Consider the following 19,309-nt stretch of genomic DNA (forward strand, 5'->3'; position numbering starts at 1 on the left):
CCGGCCGACAATGGCGGCTGGCCGAGCCATGGAATGAACTGCAATGAAACAGCTGTTGTTGATCGGTATCGGGCCGGGCAATCCGCGCCAGATCACCCTTGAGGCCGTCGATGCGCTGAACCGTGCCCAGGTGTTCTTCGTCCTCGACAAAGGCGCGGTCAAGGATGAGCTGCTGCAGCTGCGCAAGGATATTCTCGAACGCTATATCCAGCAGCCGGGCTATCGCCTGGTGCAGGTCGAGGATCCGCAGCGTGAGGGTGCTGCCAGCGACTACGTCGGTGCGGTGCATGACTGGCACCACAAGCGCGCCACGCTCTATGCCCGCTTGATCGAAAGCGAACTGGCCGAGGGCGAGTGCGGCGCCTTTCTGCTCTGGGGCGAGCCGACCCTGTATGACAGCACCTTGCGTATCCTCGATCTGGTGCAGGCCGCAGGTGTCGGCATCGAGCTAGAAGTCATTCCCGGTATCAGCAGCGTACAGGCCCTGGCTGCCCGCCACCGGATTCCCTTGAACCGTATTGGCGAGCCACTGACCGTCCTGCCAGGCCGGCGCCTGGCCGAGCAGTCACGGATCGACAACCTGGTGGTGATGCTCGACGGTCAATGCGCGTTCGCCGCGCTCGACGACCCCGAGCTGCTGATTTACTGGGGCGCCTACCTCGGTACCGATGACGAGATCCTCATCGCCGGGCCGTTGCAGGCAGTGCGCCAACAGATTCTTCAGCAGCGCGAGCAGGCCCGTGCGCGCAAGGGCTGGATCATGGACACGTATCTGCTGCGCCGGCCGCTGTAGCCAGGCGGTTCTTCACTTCGATCCATTGCGCCATGTACTGCGTGCTCTTGTGCTGGTGGTGACGCAGCATGGCCCCGGTGAAGTTGAACAAGCGGTGCTGGTCCAGGTCGCCCAGCGCGTACTCGATGCGCTCGACCAGCGCGCTGCTGTGCTGGCGCCGGTCATAGCGCGCGGCAAGCAGCTGCAGTCCCTGTTGTTGTGCTTGCTGCCAGCGTGCCGGGTCGTTGTACAGCTGCACCGCAGCTTCGGCCAGCGCTTCGCCGGTGCTGGCCACCGCGCCTGGCCAGGGCAGGGCGCCGTGCATGGCTTCGGCGCCGATTGGCGTGGTCACGCTGGGGGTGCCGCAGAGCATGGCGTCGGTCAGTTTGCCCTTGATCCCGGCGCCGAAACGCAGCGGTGCCAGGCAGATTCGCGCATTGCTCATCACCTCCAGGGCATCTTCGGCCCAGTTCATGATGTGGAAGCCTTCGGCAGGCTTGTGCAGCGCCGTGGCCTTCGGTGGCGTGTAGGCGCCGTAGATGTGCAACTGCGCCTGGGGCAGGCGGCGGCGGATGATCGGCCACAGCGTATTCTTCATCCACAGCACGGCATCCCAGTTCGGGGCGTGGCGGAAGTTGCCGATGCTGAGGAAGTGCGCGCGCTCGTCGTAAGGCTTGAACGCTGCGCCGGGCACATCGACCATCAGCGGGCACCAGTGCAGCAGGTGTTCGGGCACGCCGAAGCCGTTGATCAGCAGGTCGATCTCGACGTCCGAGACCATCAGGCTCAGGTCGCTGCGGTAGATGGCGGCCAGTTCGCGCAGGGTCTGGTCGGCCGTGGCCATCTGCCGATACAGCTCGGGGCCGGAGGTGGCGAACAGCGCGCGGAAATCATTGGGGTCCAGCCCTTCGATCAGGCGGCGGCGCAGCAGTTGCTGACGGGCGTCGCGCAGGCTTTGCAGGTCCGAGGTTTCCAGTACGCGCAAGGCGTCGGGGCAGTGTTTTTCCACGCGCCAGCCGAATTGCTCTTCCATCATGAAGCGGTCGAACAGCACCACATCCGGGGCCAGTTCACTGACGAACTGGTCGAAACTGCTGTCGTTGAGGGTGATGGCCTGCTCGGCAATGCCCAGCTCGGCAAGATCCGCCTTGTGCTCCCCGATCGTCGCCGGGCTGCTGAAGGTTACGCGCCAGCCACGTTGTACGAAGCTCTCGAGGATCTGCATCATGTGCCCGCCGGCGGCCGAAGAGCGCGGTTCGGGCCAGACGTAACCGATGACCAGGACGTTGAGGGCGGGCTTGAGCATGAGGGGAAGAGGCCTTGTAAAAAGTGCCTATTCTACAGGGTGGGAGCGGGCTTGCCCCGCGATTTGTGTTGTGCCAGTTACATTGAATCGCGGGGCAAGTCGGGTCGCCGCACCGCCGCTCCCACCGACAGGATGCTTTGCACCTTGTCGCGCAACTGATCGATGCTGAACGGTTTGCCGATCAGGTGCATACCCTCTGGCACGTCGATGTTGTCACCAAAGCCACTGGCGAACAGGATCGGTAGCAACGGCCTTGCCTCTTGCGCCTTGACCGCCAGCGCCTTGCCGTCCATGTCCGGCAGGCCGATATCGGTCATCATCAGCGCCAGCGCCTGTTCAGGATCCTCGAGGATCTTCAGGGCGTTCTCAGCGTCCTGGGCCTCGACGACCGAATAGCCCAGCGCTTCCAGCACCTCGACGATCAGCATGCGTACGATCGCGTCATCTTCGACAACCAGAAGGGCGGGGGCAGATGAGGGCATGGCAAGGGTCCTGTACTAATGTCTGTTCATACTCTGTAAGCCAGGTGTGGCCTGAAGTTCCGCGCTTGCTTTGCAGGATAGCGATGTGCACACCCGCAGGGAACGATTGACGCCTGTTGACCTCAAATGCTGGCTAAATGCCCTGCCAGGACCGGCAAAGCTGTTTAGACTCATGGCAAGAAGGCCGCAGGGATCGCCTTCGCAGTGGAAAATAGAACAATTACTCGAAAATCCGCCACACTTCTTTTGTTTGATTCACTTGCTCGGATGTATGTGATGATTCAACCAGCCTCGATAGATCAGCAAAGCTTTCGCAAGTTGCTGAGCCGCAACATCGGCCTGCCTCTGGGCGTCGGCCTGCTCAGCGCTGTCGTGTTCATCGCCATGATCAATTACCTGTTGTCGGCCATTCAGTGGGTGGAACATACCGACCGGGTGATCAACAACGCCAACGAGGCGGTCAAGCTGTCGATCGATATGGAAACCGGCATGCGCGGCTTCCTGATCACCGCTGACGAGCGCTTTCTCGAACCTTACGAGGTGGCCAAGCCACAAGTGCTGTCCGGCCTGATGAGCCTGCAGACGATGGTGACCGACAATCCGCAGCAGGTCGACCGGCTGGAGCGCTTGATGGCGCTGCAGCAAGAGTGGAATACCTTTGCCAGCCAGGTGATCGGTCTGCGCCGTCAGGACAGTGACTACCAGGAACCGATCCGGGCCGGACGCGGCAAGCGCATCACCGACGAGATCCGTAAGGAATTCGCTACCTTCATCGGCATGGAGCAACAGCTGCGGGTGGCCCGTAACGAGCAGGTCAGCACCCTGACGCGGGTGGCGATTTCCGTGTACCTGGTGTTCATCATCCTGCTCAGTGCTTTGTTGGCGTTCCTCGGGCGCCGCGATCTGCTGGCGTTGTCCTCCAGCTACACCAGCAACCTGCAAGCCCAGCAACGTTCGACCCAGCGCCTGGAACAGCAAGCCTGGTTACGCAGCGGGCAGACGCAACTGGCCGGGCAGGTGCTCGGGCAACTGACGCTGCCGATGCTGGGCACCAATATCCTGCGCTTTTTCGCCACTTACCTGGGCAGTGTGGTGGCGGCGCTTTACGTGCGTGATGACCAGGGTGGTCTGCGGCGGGTGGCAAGCTACGGCTTTTCTGCCGAGCAGGAAGCCCGTGAACAGCTGATCGGCCATCAGCAAGGCCTGCTCGCCCAAGCGGTGAGCCAGGGGCGCCTGCTGCGCCTTGATGACGTGCCGGAGGACTACTTCAAGGTCAACTCCGGCCTGGGTGAAGGCTTGCCGCGCAGTGTGCTGGTGGTGCCGGCCAGCAACGACGGGCAGATCAACGGGGTGGTCGAGCTGGGTTTCCTGCGGCCGCTGACTGATCGCGATATCGAGCTGCTCGAGCTGGTCGCTGACAACCTCGGCACTTCGATTGAAAGTGCCCGCTATCGTCAACGTCTGCAGGATGTGCTGGCCGAAACCCAGCAGCTCAACGAAGAGTTGCAGGTGCAGCAGGAAGAGCTGAAATCCGCCAACGAGGAGCTCGAAGAACAGTCGCGGGTGCTCAAGGAGTCCCAGGCTCATCTGGAAACCCAGCAAGCCGAGCTGGAACAGACCAATGAGCAACTGGCCGAACGCACCCAGGCCCTGGCTGAGCAGCGCGATGCGCTGAACCGCAAGAACAGCGAATTGAACCAGGCCCAGGCCGAACTGCAGGCCCGTGCAGAAGATTTGCAGCGCTCCAGCAAGTACAAGTCAGAATTCCTTGCCAACATGTCTCACGAGCTGCGTACACCGCTGAACAGCTCGCTGATCCTGGCTAAATTGCTGGCGGAGAACGCTCAGGAGAATCTCAGCGAAGAGCAGGTCAAGTTTGCCGAGTCGATCTACTCGGCAGGCAACGACCTGCTCAACCTGATCAACGACATTCTCGACATCGCCAAGGTCGAAGCCGGCAAGCTTGAAGTACGCCCGGAGGCCACCCAGCTGGCGCGTCTGACCGAAGGTCTGCAATCGCTGTTCGAACCGCTGGCCAGCGACAAGCAGCTGAGCTTTAGCGTGGTCATCGAACCCGAGGTGCCGAGCACCTTGTACACCGACCGCCAGCGCCTGGAGCAGATCCTCAAGAACCTGCTGTCCAATGCCGTGAAATTCACCGAGAAAGGTCAGGTCAACCTCACCGTCAGCCTGCAGCCGGGTACCGGCATTGTGTTCGCTGTGCGCGACAGCGGTATCGGCATCGCTGCCGACCAGCAACAGCGTATTTTCGAAGCCTTTCACCAGGCCGATGGCACCAGCAATCGACGTTATGGTGGCACTGGTCTGGGCTTGTCGATCTCCCGCGATCTGGCGCAATTGCTCGGAGGGCAGATCAGTGTCGACAGCAGCCTGGGCAAGGGCAGTGTGTTCAGCCTGATCCTGCCGGAACGCTATGAACCGGTCGACAGCCAAGGGCCGGCACTGATCGTCAATCAGCCCCTGGCCACAGTCGTTGAAGCAGAGCCCGAGGCGCCGGTCGACGCTGTCATGGCTTCCCGCCGCACGCCGGCGTTTGCCGATGACCGGGCGCTGGCACCGTTCAGCAACCGCTGCATTCTGGTGATCGAGGACGAGCCGAATTTCGCCCGCATTCTCTTTGATCTTGCCCACGAGCTGGGTTACAGCTGCCTGGTGGCCCAGGCCGCCGACGAAGGTTTCGAGCTGGCCGCAGAGTTCATTCCCGACGCCATCCTGCTCGACATGCGCCTGCCGGATCACTCCGGCCTGACCGTGCTGCAACGGCTCAAGGAGCAGGCCGGCACCCGCCACATTCCGGTGCATATCATTTCTGTCGAAGACCGGGTGGAGGCGGCCATGCACATGGGCGCCGTCGGCTATGCGGTGAAACCCACCAGCCGTGAAGAACTCAAGGCCGTGTTCGCGCGCCTGGAAGCCAAGCTGACCCAGAAGCTCAAGCACATTCTGCTGGTCGAAGACGATGATCTGCAGCGCGAGAGCATTGCCCGGCTGATTGGCGACGATGACATCGAGATCACCGCTGTCGGCCTGGCCCAGGAAGCCCTGGACCTGCTGCGCGAGAACGTCTACGACTGCATGATCATCGACCTGAAACTGCCGGACATGCTTGGCAACGAGCTGCTCAAGCGCATGTCGTCCGAAGATATCCGCGCCTTCCCGCCGGTGATCATCTATACCGGGCGCAACCTGACCCGCGATGAAGAGGCCGATCTGCTCAAGTACTCGCGCTCGATCATCATCAAGGGGGCGCGCTCGCCGGAGCGTCTGCTGGATGAAGTGACACTGTTTCTGCACAAAGTCGAGTCGACGCTGTCTCATGAACGTCAGCGCATGCTCAAGACCGCACGCAGTCGCGACAAGGTCTTCGAAGGGCGCAAACTGCTCCTGGTCGACGATGATGTACGGAACATTTTCGCCCTGACCAGCGCACTCGAGCACAAAGGCGCGATCGTCGAAATCGCCCGCAATGGCCGCGAGGCCATCGAGCGGCTGGAACAGAATGTCGATATCGACCTGGTGCTGATGGACGTGATGATGCCGGAGATGGATGGCTACGAAGCCACCCGGCTGATCCGCCAGCAACCGCGCTGGCGCAAACTGCCGATCATCGCGGTGACGGCCAAGGCCATGAAGGATGACCAGCAGCGTTGCCTGCAGGCCGGCGCCAATGATTACCTGGCCAAGCCCATCGACCTTGACCGTCTGTTCTCGCTGATCCGTGTCTGGCTGCCGCAACTGGAGCGAATTTGACCATCGAGCGTAATACCGACATCGAAATACGGCTGTTGATCGAGGCGATCTACCTCAAGTACAGCTATGACTTTCGTGATTACTCCGGTGCTTCGATCAAGCGCCGGATCCTGCATGCCGTGCGCCAGTTCGAGTGCAACACGGTCTCGGCGCTGCAGGAGCGGGTGCTGCACGATCCGGGCATGTTCATGCAGTTGCTGCAGTTCCTGACCATCCCGGTCAGCGAGATGTTTCGCGACCCGGAGCACTTTCTGGCGCTGCGCCGGGAGGTGGTGCCGCTGCTGCGTACCTGGCCGTCGCTGAAGGTCTGGGTTGCTGGCTGCAGCACCGGCGAGGAGGTCTACTCGCTGGCCATCCTGCTGCGCGAAGAGGGCTTGCTGGAACGTACCATCATCTATGCCACCGACATCAACCCCAGTTCCCTGGACAAGGCCAAACAGGGCATCTACTCGATGCAGAACATGCGCGGGTATGCCGAGAACTATCGCAAAGCCGGGGGGCAGCGCGATTTCAGCGAGTACTACACCTGCGCCTATGGCAACGCCATTGTCGACAGCAGCCTGCGCGACAACGTGACCTTCGCCGACCACAGCCTGGCCACCGACAGCGTGTTTTCCGAAACCCAGCTGATCTCCTGCCGCAATGTGCTGATCTACTTCAACAAGACCTTGCAGGATCGTGCGTTCGGGCTGTTTCACGAATCGCTTTGTCACCGCGGCTTCCTGGTCCTGGGCAGCAAGGAGACCCTGGATTTTTCCGCCTATGCCGGGCAGTTCCAGGCCATGGCCAAACCAGAACGGATCTACCGTAAATCATGAACGGCATTCAGGCGATCACCCTGGGCGCCTCGGCCGGTGGCGTCAGTGCCTTGCTCAACCTGTTTCATGCCTTGCCGCTGGATTTCCGGATTCCGCTGGTGTGTGTGCTGCACTTGCCGGATGACCGTCACAGCCAGCTGGCCGAGGTATTCAGCCGTAGATTGGGGCGCCCGGTGACGGAGGCACGGGACAAACAGGAGGTAGCCCCCGGGATGATCTATTTCGCCGGGCCCGGTTATCACCTGTCGGTGGAGCGCGACCGCAGCTTTTCCTTGAGCCAGGAGGAGCGGGTGTATTTCTCCCGGCCTTCAATCGACATCCTGTTCGCATCCGCCGCCGACGCCTATGGCCCGGCGTTGCTCGGTGTGCTGTTGACCGGGGCCAACGAAGACGGTGCCCATGGCCTGGCGCAGATCAAGCAGTCAGGCGGCTACACCATCGTTCAGGACCCGCGCGAGGCGCAGGTCGCCACCATGCCGAACGCGGCGCTGGCCCTGCACCACCCAGACTACATACTGCCGTTGCACGGCATCGGGCAATTGCTCGCCAAGCTGGAATTCACTGAATGCTAAGCCACATCCAAGCCAAACTGCTGATCGTCGACGACCTGCCGGAAAACCTGCTGGCACTGCAGGCGCTGGTCAAGGGTAGCGACCGTGAGGTGTATCAGGCACAGTCCGCCGACCAGGCGCTGTCGCTGCTGCTTGAACATGAGTTCGCCCTGGCCATTCTCGATGTGCAGATGCCGGGCATGAACGGTTTCGAGCTGGCCGAGCTGATGCGCGGCACGGAGAAGACCAAGAACATCCCGATCGTCTTTGTCAGCGCTGCCGGGCGTGAGATGAACTACGCCTTCAAAGGCTATGAAAGTGGTGCGGTAGACTTTTTGCACAAGCCGCTGGACAACCAGGCGGTGAAAAGCAAAGTGGCGGTGTTTGTCGACCTGTTCCGCCAGCGCAAGGCCCTCGATCAGCAACTGCAGGCGCTGGAGCGCAGCCGAGAGGAACAGGAGCAGCTGCTGACCCAGCTACAGGTCACCCGTCGTGAGCTGGAACATGCGGTGCGCATGCGCGACGATTTCATGTCGATTGTCTCCCATGAGGTGCGCACGCCGCTCAACGGCCTGATCCTGGAAACCCAGCTGCGCAAGTTGCATCTGGCCCAGGACAACGCTGATGCCTTCACCCTGGACAAGATGCGCGCCATGGTCGAGCGCGATGAGCGTCAGATCAACAGCCTGATCCGTCTGATCGAAGACATGCTCGATGTGTCGCGGATCCGTACCGGCAAGCTGTCGATCCGTCCCAGTCAGTTCGACCTGACGCAGCTGGTCGCTGGGCTGGTCGAGAACTTCGCCGCCCAGGCTGCGGCGGCGGGCTCGCTGATCGAGTTCAAGGCCGAGGCGCCATTGATGGGGGTGTGGGATGAGTTTCGTATTGAGCAGGTGGTGGCCAATCTGCTGACCAATGCGCTGCGTTACGGGGCCAGGCATCCGGTCCGGGTGCGTGCCTTTGAGCAACAGGGGTTGGCGTGTATCGAGGTTCGCGATCAGGGCATTGGTATCAGTGCGCAGAATCAGCAACGCATTTTTCAGCAATTCGAGCGGGTGGTTTCGAGTCCGGGGAATGGAGGGCTGGGGCTGGGGTTGTACATCTCGGAACAGATTGTCCTGGCCCATGGCGGCAGCATTGATGTGGAGAGTGTCGAGGGGCAGGGGGCGACGTTTACGGTGCGTCTGCCACTGTAACCACCCTGTGGGGCCCATCGCCGGCAAGGCCGGCTCCCACAGCCTTCTAAGGCACCACCAGTCCTGTGGGAGCTGGCCTTGCCAGCGATACAGACAACGCCGATCAGACTTACACCATGGTATTAAGGCTTTCGCCGCGCAAGGTCCGTTCGATCCCGCCCATCAACATGCTCTCCATCAGCGCCAGGCCTTGGGCCTGAGGCAGCTGCGAGGCCTGCAGCCAGCTGGGCAGGCAGTTGAGCAGGTTGGCAATCACATGGGCAGTAGCAGCCAGGGCCTGGCCGCGCAGGGTCGACTTGGGCACGATCAGGCGCAGCAGCGACGCTTCGTACTGTTGGCGCAATTGACCGATTCGCACCTGCTGGTCCGGGGTCAGGCAGCAGAGATCGCGTTTGGCCAGACGGAACTGCAACGGGCGCTCGGCATGCAGCGCCCAGTGTGCGGCAATCACTTCGGTCAGGGTTTGCTGGTGAACGCGACGGCCCTGGTTGAGGGTGGCAAGCAGTTCTTCGTAGACCTCTTCGATCAGGTCGTACAACAGGTCCTGCTTGCTGGGGAAGTGGTGATACAAAGCCCCTGCCGTCAAACCCAGATGGCTGGCCAGCTCGCGCATGCTGACCTGGCCAAAGCCCTTTTCGGCAAACAGCGCCAGGGCCCTGTCACGCCGCTCTTCAAAGCTCGCACAACGCAAAGCGGCGTCCATCGGGTCGCTCCTCAGTAGGTGAAGAAACCGCGACCGCTCTTGCGACCCAGGTAGCCGGCGGCAACCATTTCCTTGAGCAGGGGGGCAGGGCGGTATTTGCTGTCGTTATAGCCTTCGTGGAAGGCCTCCATGATGGCCAGCAGGGTGTCCAGGCCGATCAGGTCGGCCAGGGCCAGCGGGCCGATCGGCTGGTTGCAGCCAAGGCGCATGCCGGTGTCGATGTCTTCGGCACTGGCCAGGCCTTCCTGGAACACGAAGATCGCTTCGTTGATCATCGGCACCAGGATACGATTGACCACAAAGCCCGGGCGGTTGCCGGCGCTGATCGGCGTTTTGCCAACCTGCTCGGTCAGGGCCAGGGCCTTGGCGTAGGTGGCATCGCTGGTTTGCAGGCCGCGAATGATTTCGACCAGGGCCATCATCGGCACCGGGTTGAAGAAGTGCACGCCAATAAAGCGCTCAGGCTGGCTGACCGCCGCACCCAATTGTGTGATCGACAGCGACGAGGTGTTGGTGGCGATCACGCAGTCGCTGCTGACGCTGGCAGCGATCTGCTGGAGGATGCGCAGTTTGAGCTCGAGGTTTTCGGTGGCGGCCTCGATCACCAGCTGCGCCTGTTGCAGCTGGGCGTAGTCGGTGCTGGTGCGGATGCGCGCCACCGCGGCTTCGGCAGTTTCGGCGGTCAGGGTCTGTTTGCTGACCTGACGCTCCAGGTTCTTGCGCAAGGTGGCCAGGCCGCGCTCCAGCGCGGCGTCGGACACATCGATCAGGGTGACCTGGTAACCGGCCACTGCACACACCTGGGCAATGCCGTTGCCCATGGTACCTGCGCCGATTACGGCAATGTTTTGAATACTCACCTTGAAAACTCCTGGGTTCAGACGCGCTCGAAGACCACGGCGATGCCTTGGCCGCCGCCGATGCACATGGTCGCCAGTGCGTAGCGGCCTTCAATACGCTGCAGCTCGTGGATGGCCTTGGTGGCGATGATTGCGCCGGTAGCACCGACCGGGTGGCCGAGGGAAATACCCGAACCGTTGGGGTTGACCTTCTCCGGATCAAAGCCCAGTTCAGCAGCGACGGCGCAGGCCTGGGCGGCGAAGGCTTCGTTGGACTCGATGACGTCCAGGTCGGCGACCGTCAGGCCAGCCTTTTCCAGAGCCTTGCGGGTGGCCGGGACCGGGCCCAGACCCATCAGCTCAGGCTCGACGCCCGCATGGGCGTAGGCCACCAGGCGTGCCAACGGCTTGAGGCCATGACGTTTGACGAAGTCACCGGTGGCCAGCACCAGAGCGCCAGCGCCATCGTTCAAACCGCTGGCATTGCCGGCGGTGACGCTGCCGTCTTTCTTGAAGGCGGGTTTCATACCGGCCAGTTGCTCGATGGTGGCTGCGCCACGCACGTGCTCGTCGATTTCAAAGCGCACGGTGCCTTTGCGGCCAGGAATATCGATTGGCACGATCTGGCTGTTGAAACGGCCTTCAGCAATCGCGCGGGCGGCGCGCTGCTGGCTGACCAGGGCCAGTTCGTCCTGCATCTGACGGGTGATGCCATTGCGCTCGGCAACGTTTTCGGCGGTGATGCCCATGTGGAAACCGGCGAACGGGTCGTGCAGGGCGCCGAGCATGTAGTCCACGCCTTGCAGGTCACCCATGCGCGCACCCCAGCGGGCTTGCGGCAGCAGGTAAGGGCCACGGCTCATGGATTCGGCACCGGCGGCAACGACCGCTTCGGCGTCGCCCAGCAACAGGCTCTGGGCGGCGGAAACAATGGCCTGCAGGCCCGAACCGCAGAGGCGGTTGACGTTGAAGGCAGGGGTTTCCTTGGGGATACCGGCATTCATGGCGGCCACACGCGACAGGTAGGCATCGCGGGCTTCGGTGGGAATCACGTTACCCATGACCACATGGCCGATCTGCTCAGGCGCCACACCGGCGCGCTCGATGGCGGCGCGGGTCACTGCCGTGGCCAGGTCAGCCAGAGGCAGGTCTTTGAGGGTGCCGCCAAACGTGCCGATGGCCGAACGGACGGCGCTGATTACGTAGATTTCCGGGGTGTTCATGATCGACTCCAGTATGCGAAAGCATGGCGGGGCGGGGGCAGGCTCTGAGAGAATGCACGCCAAGCCAGTTCAGGTTGTCATCGAGTCTAGGCAAAGCCTTTCGCCGGGCCTATGCCATAACTGTTCACTGAATCTGGTATTTTTTGCCATACCTTGCGGAATCCGCCATGCGGGAAAACGATACAGTCGCGGTTTACTTCGTCCACAGCATGTTGCACGCCCTGCGCGACCAGCCGCAGCGGGCGCAGGCTTTGTTGCGCGAGGCCGGTATCGATCCGGCGGTGCTCGAGTCTGTCGGGGCCCGGGTGCCGGCCACGGCCTTTACCCGGCTCTGGTTGATCCTGATCCAGGACCTGGACGACGAATTCTTCAATCTCGACAGCCATGGCATGCCGACCGGCAGTTTTGCCCTGATCTGCCGTGGCCTGATTCAGGAACCTACCCTGGAAAAAGCCCTGCGCCAGTGCCTGAGCTATTTCGGTCTGTTCTTGCGTGACATTCATGCCAGCTTGTCGATCAAGGGCGCGCGTGCGGTGATCAGCGTGCAGTCACGTATCGAAGATCCAGTGACCCGGGTGTATGCCGACGAGACTTTTCTGGCCTTGGTGATCAGCCTGTTGTGCTGGCTGGGCGGGCAACGCCTGGTCATCGATCGCACCGCGCTGACGGATATGCGTCCGGCGCAGGACGATGATCCGCTGCTCTGGGGCCCCAACCTGCAGTTGGGGGCGGGCGTGAGCGAGATTGAATTTGCCGCTGATTATCTGCGTTTGCCGGTGATCCAGGACCTCGCCGGGCTCAAGACGTTTCTGCGCAGTGCCCCGCAATGGCTGGTGATTCGCTATCGCAACCACAGCGGCCAGGTGGCCCAGGTATACCGCTACTTGCGTGAGCGTGATCAGGGCCAATGGCCAACGCTGGTGGCCATGGCCAAGCGCCAGGGCCTGAGTGCCAGCAGTTTCCGCCGGCAGCTGGAACGTGAAGGCCGCTCGTTCCAGCAAATCAAGGATGAAGTTCGCCGCGCCACGGCCTTTGAATGCCTGCGCGAAACTGACATGAGCATTGCCGAAATCGCTGAACGCACCGGGTTCCAGGAACCCAGCGCGTTCCACCGCGCGTTCAAGAAGTGGACCGGCGAAAGTCCGGGTGGCTATCGGTTACGCATGGCTACCCGGCGTTAGCAGGTCGTCCAGCAATGCGCGCAGATGATCCTGTCCGGCCTGGTTCAGGGCGAAGACCGGCCGCCGCGGCTCGCCTACTGGCAAGCCGCGCATGGCCAGGCCGGCTTTGACCGTAGCAGGCAGGCCTGCCTTGAGGATGAAGTCGAGCAACGGCAACTGACGGTAGAACACCGCCTTGGCGGTTTTCAGGTCGTTGCAGACGATGGCCTTGTACAGGGCCTGGTTGAGTTCGGGAATCAGGTTCGCCGCCGCGGTGCACCAGCCGCTGGCACCGGCGATGAACGCTTCCAGAGCCAGCGGGTTGCAACCGTTATAGAACGGCACCTTGCCTTCACCGAGCAGTTGCAGTTTGTGCATACGTTGAATGTCGCCGGTGCTCTCCTTGACCATGGTGACATTTTCAACCTCGCGCACGATGCGCAGGATCAGCTCCACCGACATGTCGGTGCCGCTGGTGGCGGGGTTGTTGTAGAGCATGATCGGCACGTCGATGCTGGCGCCGATAGCACGGTAGTGCTCGAAGATTTCTGCTTCGCTGAGTTTCCAGTAAGCCGTTGGCAAGACCATCACCGCATCGGCACCATGGGCCTGGGCAAAGCGTGCACGGCGGATGGCGCCGGCAGTGGTCAGGTCCGAGACACTGACGATGGTCGGCACTCGGCCGGCGATGTGGGCGAGGCTGAACTCGGTGGCCTGGTCCCATTCCCGATCACTCAGGTAGGCGCCTTCGCCGGTGCTGCCCAGCGGGGCGATGGCATGCACGCCACCGGCGATCAGGCGGTCGATGGACTGGCCCAGGGCAGGCAGGTCAAGGTGCTGGCCGTCGCTGCTGAACGGGGTGATGGTGTAGCCGATGATGCCGTGGAATTTCGTGGTCATGAAACGTACTCCGCAAGTAAGGCAAAAGGGCGAACAATCAGTTCAGGCAGTCGGCATGCACCCGCAGGCACTGCCGCGCATAGTAGTTGAAGGCGGCGCTGTGGCGTTTTGGCCGGGAGATCCAGTCGTGGGCTTCGCGGCCCAGCGCCGGCTCGATCGGTTTCACTTCGCCTGCGGCCATCGCCAGCAGCTGCAGCTTGGCCGCACGCTCGATCAACTGGGCGATGACGCAGGCTTCCTCGATGCTGGCGCCGGTGGACAGCTGGCCATGGTGCGAGAGCAGGATGGCGCGTTTGTCGCCCAGCGCGGCGCTGATGATTTCGCCTTCTTCGTTGCCGACCGGCACCCCGGGCCAGGCTTCAAGAAAGGCGCAGTCTTCATACAGCGGACACAGGTCCATGTGCGAAACCTGCAGCGGCACTTCCAGCATCGACAGCGCGGCGACATGGGTAGGGTGGGTGTGGATGATGCAGTTCACATCCGGGCGTGCCCGGTACACCCAGCTGTGGAAGCGGTTGGCCGGGTTGGGCATGCCCTGGCCTTCGAGTACTTCAAGGTCTTCATTGACCAGCAACAGGTTGCTGGCGGTGATTTCGTCGAAGCCCAGCCCCAGTTGTTGGGTGTAGAAGGTGCCAGGTTGTGGCCCGCGGGTGCTGATTTGCCCGGCCAGGCCCGAGTCGTGGCCGTTGTCGAAGAGAATTCGACAGGTCAGGGCCAGCTTTTCCCGTGCAGTCCACGTATTATCGGCAAGCGAGCCTTGCATCTGTGTAAGGGCCTGCTTGATCAGTTGGTCCTTGGGCAATGCCAGAGTCTTGGCCATGGGGATATCCTCGATGGTGTAGAGAAATGTCAGGCTGGCCCGCCCCGGTTACTTGGAAGGTGAAGGGGCGGTTAAGCAAATGACACAAAAAAGGATAAATGACACAATGTGTCATTAGCAAGAAAAAGCTTGCCCGTGGCACTGGGAAAATTGCACCACATGTCTATCCGATTGAAATTGCTGAGAAAAAAACTGGGGATTACCTTGGAGGTGCTGGCCGAGAAGTCCGGCATGACCAAGAGCTATCTTTCCAAGGTCGAGCGTGGCCTGAACACGCCGTCGATTGCCGCTGCGCTGAAGCTGGCGCGGGCGCTGAGTGTCAATGTCGAAGAGCTGTTTGCCGAAGATGCGCCCGGCCAGGCCCGCTTTAGCCTGGTACGCAGCGCTGAGCGCCAGGCGCTTTCCGGGAGCGCTCAGGGCCCGGGTTATGCAGTGTTGGCCAACCATATCGGCAGCCGCAGCTTGCTGCCGTTCATCATCAGCCCGCCCGCTGATTTCAGCGACTCGACCTTCAAGGAGCACCTGGGCGAGGAGTTTCTGTTTGTTCACGAAGGCCAGGTGGAAGTGGACTTCATGAGTGAGCGGGTCATCCTCGAACGGGGTGATGCGCTGTACTTCAATGCCCAGACGCCGCATCGTCTGCGCTCGCTGGGCGAGGTGCAGGCGCAATTGCTGGTGGTGGTACATGACGCCGAAGACTGAAGCCGATGGACAGCCACTCTCGATTCTGGCGTGACCCGGCGCTGCCGTTCATCGAGGCGCGCAGCGTCGAGGATGGGCGCAAAGTCTGCTATTCGGCGCATTCCCACGAGAGCTTCAGCATCGGGGCGATCACCGCGGGTCGCAGCACCTACGTGAGTGGTGACAGCCAGCAGCAAATCATTGCCGGCACCGTTGTGCTGATGAACCCCGGCGCTGTGCATGCCTGCAACCCGATCGATGGGGAGCCCTGGTCGTACCTGATGCTGTATGTGGACCTGCCCTGGTTGCAGGCGTTGGGGTTCCAGCCGTTTGCGGCAATCAGCAGCCGTTCGCCATCCCTTTACCAGGATCTGTGCCGATTGCATGCCGTGTTGCTCGATGATCAGTTCAGCATCGCCAGCAAGCACGCCGCGTTATGTATTTTTTTCAGTGAACTGATCCAGCGATTGCCCTCCCGCGTTCCTGGGGTGGGGCGGGTCAATCCGGGCTTGCTGACAGCTGCCGCCTTCATCCGTGAGCACTGCACCCAGCCGCTGCACCTGCAGGACATTGGGGCCGCAGCCGGGCTGTCAACTTCGTACCTGATCCGCGCCTTCAAGCAGCAGTTCGGTCTGACGCCTCACGGCTACTTGCTGGATCAGCGCGTGCAATATGCCCGGGCCCGGTTGCGTCGTGGCGCACTGATCGCCGAAGTGGCACTGGAAGCCGGGTTTGCCGACCAGGCCCACCTGCAGCGGGCGTTCAAGCGTCACCTGGCGGCGACTCCCGGCCACTATCGATCAGGCCAGTAACAGGTACAGGGCGCTGGCCACCAGCAGCGCCGCCAGCACGCGGTTGAACACACGCACGCGGTGCCGGTTGCCCAGGTACTGGCTGATGACACTTCCCGCCCAGGCCCAGCTGGCGATGGACAGGTAGCAGATGACAAAGTAGATCCCGGTGAACTGCCAGAGCAGGGCGGTTTCGCCTTCGCCGACATAAGCGCCGACACCGGCCACGCAGGCCAGCCAGGCCTTGGGGTTGAGCCATTGCAGGGTTGCCCCGGCGAGCATCGAAGGTGCTGCCGGGGCGCTGCTGTTGGCCAGTTCACCGCGGTCGCTGGCCAGTTTCCAGGCCATGTACAGCAAAAAAGCCACGCCGCCGGCATGCAGAACCTCGGTCATGGCTGGCCAGTAACGCAGCAATTCGTGCAGCCCCAGGCCGATCAGCAACAGCAGCAGGCTGAAGCCCAGGGTGGCACCGGTGACATGCCTGAGGCTGGCACGCAAGCCATAACGGGCACCGCTGCCCAGGGCGACGATGTTGACCGGACCGGGGGAGATGGAGGCGGCCAGCGCAAAGGCGGCCATGAACAGGGTCAGACTCATTGGTGTTCATCCTGTAAGAAAGGTGAACTCAGTCTGCTGGCCTGGCTGGGATTGGTATTGAAGGAAATTACCCTGTGGCAGCTGATACAGAATTTGAAATAGTTTTGCGCTGTAAGAAATCCCTGCTGCAATTGTAGGATCTCATCCCCAATTGATATTAGGTTGATATGACTTCGTTCTCGGAGCCCCCCAGTACCTGGCCGTCCTGGCCATTCTCCCGTCCCTGTGACGTTTCCCCGCTGTTCACCCAGATGAGTACCCTCCCATGGAATGGCTAGCCGACCCCACGGCCTGGCTGGGCCTTGCCACGCTGATTGTTCTGGAGCTGGTGCTGGGTATCGACAACCTGGTGTTCATCGCCATCCTTGCTGACAAGCTGCCACCGCATCAGCGCGACCGTGCGCGGGTGATCGGTTTGTCCCTGGCGTTGATCATGCGCCTGGGCTTGCTGGCCAGTATTTCCTGGATGGTGACCCTGACCGAACCGTTGTTCGAGGTGCTCGGCAAGAGTTTCTCCGGCCGTGACCTGATCATGCTTTTCGGTGGTGTGTTCCTGCTGTTCAAGGCCACCATGGAGCTGCACGAACGTCTGGAGGGCCATGTCGCGCAGTCCGGTGGCAGCACCCGTCATGCCGCGTTCTTGCCCATCGTGGCGCAGATCGTGGTGCTCGACGCGGTGTTCTCGCTGGACGCGGTGATCACTGCCGTGGGCATGGTCGAGCAATTGTCGGTGATGATGATCGCGGTGATTTTCTCGATCGGTATCATGATCGTCGCCAGCAAGCCTTTGACACGTTTCGTCAACAGCCATCCGACGGTGATCATGCTGTGCCTGGGCTTCTTGATGATGATCGGCTTCGTCCTGACAGCGGAAGGGCTGGGCTTCCATATTCCCAAGGGCTATCTGTACACGGCTATCGGTTTTGCCATTGTGGTCGAGCTGTTCAACCAGGTGGCCCGTGCCCGACGCAAGCGCAGCCTGCAGCAACACCGGCCGTTGCGTGAACGCACGGCCCATGCGGTGCTACGCCTGTTGGGCGGGCGGCGTATCGAGGCGGACGAGGTCGGTGAGGAAATTGCCGACCTGGTCGAGGGTGGCGAGGAGCATGTGCTGTTCGATCGGCGCGAGCGGGTGATGATCAGCGGTGTGCTGAACCTTGCCGAACGTCCGATCAAGACGCTGATGACCGTGCGGGCCCAGGTCGACGCCATCGACCTGGCGCAAACCCCGCAAGCCATTCGTACGGCGCTGATGCATTCGTCCTACTCGCGCTTGCCACTGATCCGCAACGGCCGTATCGAAGAACCACTGGGCTTCGTGCACAAGAAGGAGTTGCTCAAGGAGCTGCTGGCCGGTAACGAGCCGGACCTGGAAAGCCTGGTTCGCGCGCCGCTGAACCTGCTGGAGAGCTTTAGCATCCTCAACGCCCTGGAACAGATGCGCAACCAGTCGACGCACATCGCTTTTGTGGTCAACGAGTTCGGTGACTTCACCGGCATCCTGACCATGACCGACATCCTCGAATCCATCGCTGGTGAACTGCCTGATGCCAGCGAAGTCGAGGGGCCGGGGATCGTCGAGGACGAGCAGGGCTTTGTCGTCAGCGGTGCCTTGAACCTGAGCCAGATCCAGGCGCGCACCGGCTTTGCCGCCAAACCGACCGAGGATTACCAGACCCTCGCCGGTCTGGTCATGAGCCTGCTTGATCGCTTGCCGGTGGTCGGCGACTGCCTGCAGTGGAATGGCTGGCAGATGACTGTGGTTGCGGTGGAGGAACGTCGGGTCCGTGAGGTACGCCTCAGGCCGAGCGCCGCTGATGGCGTAGCAGGTGCTTGATGCCTTCAAGGATCAGCACCACGACTGCCAGCCAGATCGGCAGGTAGGTCAGCCACTGGTCGGGACCGATGGTCTCGCCCAGTAGCAGGGCCACGGCCACCAGCAGCACCGGCTCGACATAACTGAGCAGGCCGAACAGGCTGAACGCCAGCAGGCGGCTTGCCAGTACGTAGCAGATCAGCGCCAGCGCGCTGATCACCCCCAGCAACGGGATCAGGCCGTACAGGGCCGGGTGTTCGACCAGGTCCTGGGCGCTCAATGGGCCCTGGATAACAAAGTACAGCGCCGTCGGCAGCAGCAGGCACATGTCGGCCCACAGGCCACCGAGGTGGTCGGTGCGGCATTTGCGCCGGAGGATGAAGTACAGCGGATAGCCGATGGCGACCAGCAGGGTTTCCCAGGCGAAACTGCCGTGCTGGTACAGCTCGTGGGCAACGCCGGTTGCGGCACAGGCCACCGCCAGCTTCTGCAGGCGTGACAGGCGTTCACCGTAGACCACGCGCCCGGTCAGGACCATGGTCAGCGGCAGCAGAAAATACCCCAGCGACACCTCCAGGCTGCGCCCGTGCAACGGCGCCCAGAGGAACAGCCAGAGCTGCACACCCATCAGCGATGAGGTGCCGATCAACCCCAGCAGCAGGATCGGCTTTTGCCGGATCCGTTTGAGCAGGCCGGTAATCAGCGGCCAGTCCTTGCTCAGCAGCATGAACAGGGTCAGGCAGGGCAGGGTCAGCAGGGTACGCCAGCCAAAGACTTCCTCACCGTCCAGCGGTGTTAACAGCGAGGTGTAGAAATACATCACGGCGAACAAGCACGACGCCATGACCGATGAAACGATGCCTTTGGACACGAGGGCCTCTGT

The 19,309-nt window shown here is 61.8% G+C and carries 17 protein-coding genes and 2 pseudogenes; 10 read left to right on the top strand and 9 right to left on the bottom strand.

The features are described from left to right. Positions 1-43: 43 nt before the first annotated feature. Complete coding sequence (gene cobF, locus AC07OF_RS19095; RefSeq protein ID WP_495073328.1) at positions 44-793, top strand: precorrin-6A synthase (deacetylating); 750 nt, start codon at positions 44-46, stop codon at positions 791-793. Here the strand turns inward: cobF and AC07OF_RS19100 are convergent. After that, positions 759-2,078 (bottom strand): glycosyltransferase, encoded by a 1,320-nt coding sequence (locus AC07OF_RS19100; RefSeq protein WP_157192215.1) that lies wholly within the window; start codon positions 2,076-2,078, stop codon positions 759-761. The genes cobF and AC07OF_RS19100 overlap by 35 nt on opposite strands. Before the next feature lie 77 nt (positions 2,079-2,155). Further along, positions 2,156-2,560, bottom strand: a complete 405-nt coding sequence (locus AC07OF_RS19105; RefSeq protein WP_495073329.1) for a response regulator — start codon at positions 2,558-2,560, stop codon at positions 2,156-2,158. A gap of 276 nt (positions 2,561-2,836) precedes the next feature. Here AC07OF_RS19105 and AC07OF_RS19110 point away from each other — a divergent pair. The 5 genes and pseudogenes from AC07OF_RS19110 to AC07OF_RS19130 all read left to right on the top strand — a co-directional run. Beyond that, a pseudogene (locus AC07OF_RS19110) lies at positions 2,837-4,996 on the top strand (CHASE3 domain-containing protein); the annotation flags it as partial. Between the two features lie 111 nt (positions 4,997-5,107). Next, positions 5,108-6,331: pseudogene (locus AC07OF_RS19115) on the top strand (response regulator); the annotation flags it as partial. Further along, the gene (locus AC07OF_RS19120; RefSeq protein WP_157192218.1) at positions 6,328-7,149 is read left to right on the top strand and encodes a CheR family methyltransferase; all 822 of its coding nucleotides are present in this window, start codon (positions 6,328-6,330) and stop codon (positions 7,147-7,149) included. The pseudogene AC07OF_RS19115 and the gene AC07OF_RS19120, both read left to right, overlap by 4 nt. Next, positions 7,146-7,721, top strand: a complete 576-nt coding sequence (locus AC07OF_RS19125) for a chemotaxis protein CheB (protein WP_157192219.1) — start codon at positions 7,146-7,148, stop codon at positions 7,719-7,721. The genes AC07OF_RS19120 and AC07OF_RS19125 overlap by 4 nt, the downstream gene beginning before the upstream one ends. Further along, positions 7,715-8,896, top strand: coding sequence for a hybrid sensor histidine kinase/response regulator (locus AC07OF_RS19130; protein ID WP_495073330.1), 1,182 nt, complete (start codon positions 7,715-7,717; stop codon positions 8,894-8,896). Before AC07OF_RS19125 ends, AC07OF_RS19130 begins: the two co-directional genes overlap by 7 nt. Positions 8,897-9,005: 109 nt before the next feature. Here the strand turns inward: AC07OF_RS19130 and AC07OF_RS19135 are convergent, their stop codons facing one another. The 3 genes from AC07OF_RS19135 to AC07OF_RS19145 are packed head-to-tail and all read right to left on the bottom strand — an operon-like array spanning position 9,006 to position 11,661. After that, entirely contained in the window at positions 9,006-9,599 is a 594-nt protein-coding gene (locus AC07OF_RS19135) for a TetR/AcrR family transcriptional regulator (protein ID WP_157192221.1), read from the bottom strand. Between the two features lie 11 nt (positions 9,600-9,610). Then, the gene (locus AC07OF_RS19140; RefSeq protein ID WP_157192222.1) at positions 9,611-10,459 is read right to left on the bottom strand and encodes a 3-hydroxybutyryl-CoA dehydrogenase; all 849 of its coding nucleotides are present in this window, start codon (positions 10,457-10,459) and stop codon (positions 9,611-9,613) included. Between the two features lie 17 nt (positions 10,460-10,476). Then, complete coding sequence (locus AC07OF_RS19145; RefSeq protein ID WP_157192223.1) at positions 10,477-11,661, bottom strand: acetyl-CoA C-acyltransferase family protein; 1,185 nt, start codon at positions 11,659-11,661, stop codon at positions 10,477-10,479. 167 nt (positions 11,662-11,828) lie between these two features. Here AC07OF_RS19145 and AC07OF_RS19150 point away from each other — a divergent pair, with 167 nt between their 5' ends. Next, the gene (locus AC07OF_RS19150) at positions 11,829-12,842 is read left to right on the top strand and encodes an AraC family transcriptional regulator (protein WP_157192224.1); all 1,014 of its coding nucleotides are present in this window, start codon (positions 11,829-11,831) and stop codon (positions 12,840-12,842) included. On the opposite strand, the gene AC07OF_RS19155 is transcribed toward AC07OF_RS19150, so the two are convergent. Both AC07OF_RS19155 and AC07OF_RS19160 read right to left on the bottom strand, forming a co-directional pair. Continuing rightward, complete coding sequence (locus AC07OF_RS19155; RefSeq protein WP_495073331.1) at positions 12,819-13,721, bottom strand: dihydrodipicolinate synthase family protein; 903 nt, start codon at positions 13,719-13,721, stop codon at positions 12,819-12,821. The two genes, AC07OF_RS19150 and AC07OF_RS19155, sit on opposite strands and share 24 nt — an antisense overlap. A gap of 37 nt (positions 13,722-13,758) precedes the next feature. Beyond that, entirely contained in the window at positions 13,759-14,541 is a 783-nt protein-coding gene (locus tag AC07OF_RS19160; protein ID WP_107023150.1) for an aldolase, read from the bottom strand. 159 nt (positions 14,542-14,700) lie between these two features. Between AC07OF_RS19160 and AC07OF_RS19165 the strand changes: the two genes are divergently transcribed. Next, positions 14,701-15,243: a helix-turn-helix domain-containing protein gene (locus tag AC07OF_RS19165; RefSeq protein WP_157192226.1), complete on the top strand. Its 543-nt coding sequence runs from the start codon at positions 14,701-14,703 to the stop codon at positions 15,241-15,243. A 5-nt stretch (positions 15,244-15,248) separates the two neighbouring features. Further along, the gene (locus AC07OF_RS19170) at positions 15,249-16,034 is read left to right on the top strand and encodes an AraC family transcriptional regulator (protein WP_495073332.1); all 786 of its coding nucleotides are present in this window, start codon (positions 15,249-15,251) and stop codon (positions 16,032-16,034) included. Here the strand turns inward: AC07OF_RS19170 and AC07OF_RS19175 are convergent. Further along, the gene (locus tag AC07OF_RS19175) at positions 16,023-16,610 is read right to left on the bottom strand and encodes a LysE family translocator (protein WP_495073333.1); all 588 of its coding nucleotides are present in this window, start codon (positions 16,608-16,610) and stop codon (positions 16,023-16,025) included. The genes AC07OF_RS19170 and AC07OF_RS19175 overlap by 12 nt on opposite strands. A gap of 265 nt (positions 16,611-16,875) precedes the next feature. Between AC07OF_RS19175 and AC07OF_RS19180 the strand changes: the two genes are divergently transcribed. Continuing rightward, a complete protein-coding gene (locus tag AC07OF_RS19180; protein WP_157192229.1) occupies positions 16,876-18,447 on the top strand; it encodes a TerC family protein in 1,572 nt (523 codons plus the stop codon). Here the strand turns inward: AC07OF_RS19180 and rarD are convergent. After that, entirely contained in the window at positions 18,410-19,297 is an 888-nt protein-coding gene (gene rarD / locus AC07OF_RS19185) for an EamA family transporter RarD (RefSeq protein WP_157192230.1), read from the bottom strand. The genes AC07OF_RS19180 and rarD overlap by 38 nt on opposite strands. Between the last annotated feature and the right edge of the window lie 12 nt (positions 19,298-19,309).

The sequence above is a fragment of the Pseudomonas sp. GW821-FHT10B02 genome (assembly GCF_059415665.1).

Excerpts from the sequence above, each read along its gene's own strand:
- AC07OF_RS19125 (WP_157192219.1), top strand. The coding sequence starts at position 7,146 with ATGAACGGCATTCAGGCGATCACCCTGGGCGCCTCGGCCGGTGGCGTC.
- AC07OF_RS19135 (WP_157192221.1), bottom strand. The coding sequence starts at position 9,599 with ATGGACGCCGCTTTGCGTTGTGCGAGCTTTGAAGAGCGGCGTGACAGG.
- AC07OF_RS19160 (WP_107023150.1), bottom strand. The coding sequence starts at position 14,541 with ATGGCCAAGACTCTGGCATTGCCCAAGGACCAACTGATCAAGCAGGCC.
- AC07OF_RS19105 (WP_495073329.1), bottom strand. The coding sequence starts at position 2,560 with ATGCCCTCATCTGCCCCCGCCCTTCTGGTTGTCGAAGATGACGCGATC.
- AC07OF_RS19155 (WP_495073331.1), bottom strand. The coding sequence starts at position 13,721 with ATGACCACGAAATTCCACGGCATCATCGGCTACACCATCACCCCGTTC.
- AC07OF_RS19170 (WP_495073332.1), top strand. The coding sequence starts at position 15,249 with ATGGACAGCCACTCTCGATTCTGGCGTGACCCGGCGCTGCCGTTCATC.
- AC07OF_RS19165 (WP_157192226.1), top strand. The coding sequence starts at position 14,701 with ATGTCTATCCGATTGAAATTGCTGAGAAAAAAACTGGGGATTACCTTG.
- AC07OF_RS19180 (WP_157192229.1), top strand. The coding sequence starts at position 16,876 with ATGGAATGGCTAGCCGACCCCACGGCCTGGCTGGGCCTTGCCACGCTG.
- AC07OF_RS19100 (WP_157192215.1), bottom strand. The coding sequence starts at position 2,078 with ATGCTCAAGCCCGCCCTCAACGTCCTGGTCATCGGTTACGTCTGGCCC.
- AC07OF_RS19150 (WP_157192224.1), top strand. The coding sequence starts at position 11,829 with ATGCGGGAAAACGATACAGTCGCGGTTTACTTCGTCCACAGCATGTTG.
- AC07OF_RS19145 (WP_157192223.1), bottom strand. The coding sequence starts at position 11,661 with ATGAACACCCCGGAAATCTACGTAATCAGCGCCGTCCGTTCGGCCATC.
- AC07OF_RS19175 (WP_495073333.1), bottom strand. The coding sequence starts at position 16,610 with ATGAGTCTGACCCTGTTCATGGCCGCCTTTGCGCTGGCCGCCTCCATC.
- cobF (WP_495073328.1), top strand. The coding sequence starts at position 44 with ATGAAACAGCTGTTGTTGATCGGTATCGGGCCGGGCAATCCGCGCCAG.
- AC07OF_RS19130 (WP_495073330.1), top strand. The coding sequence starts at position 7,715 with ATGCTAAGCCACATCCAAGCCAAACTGCTGATCGTCGACGACCTGCCG.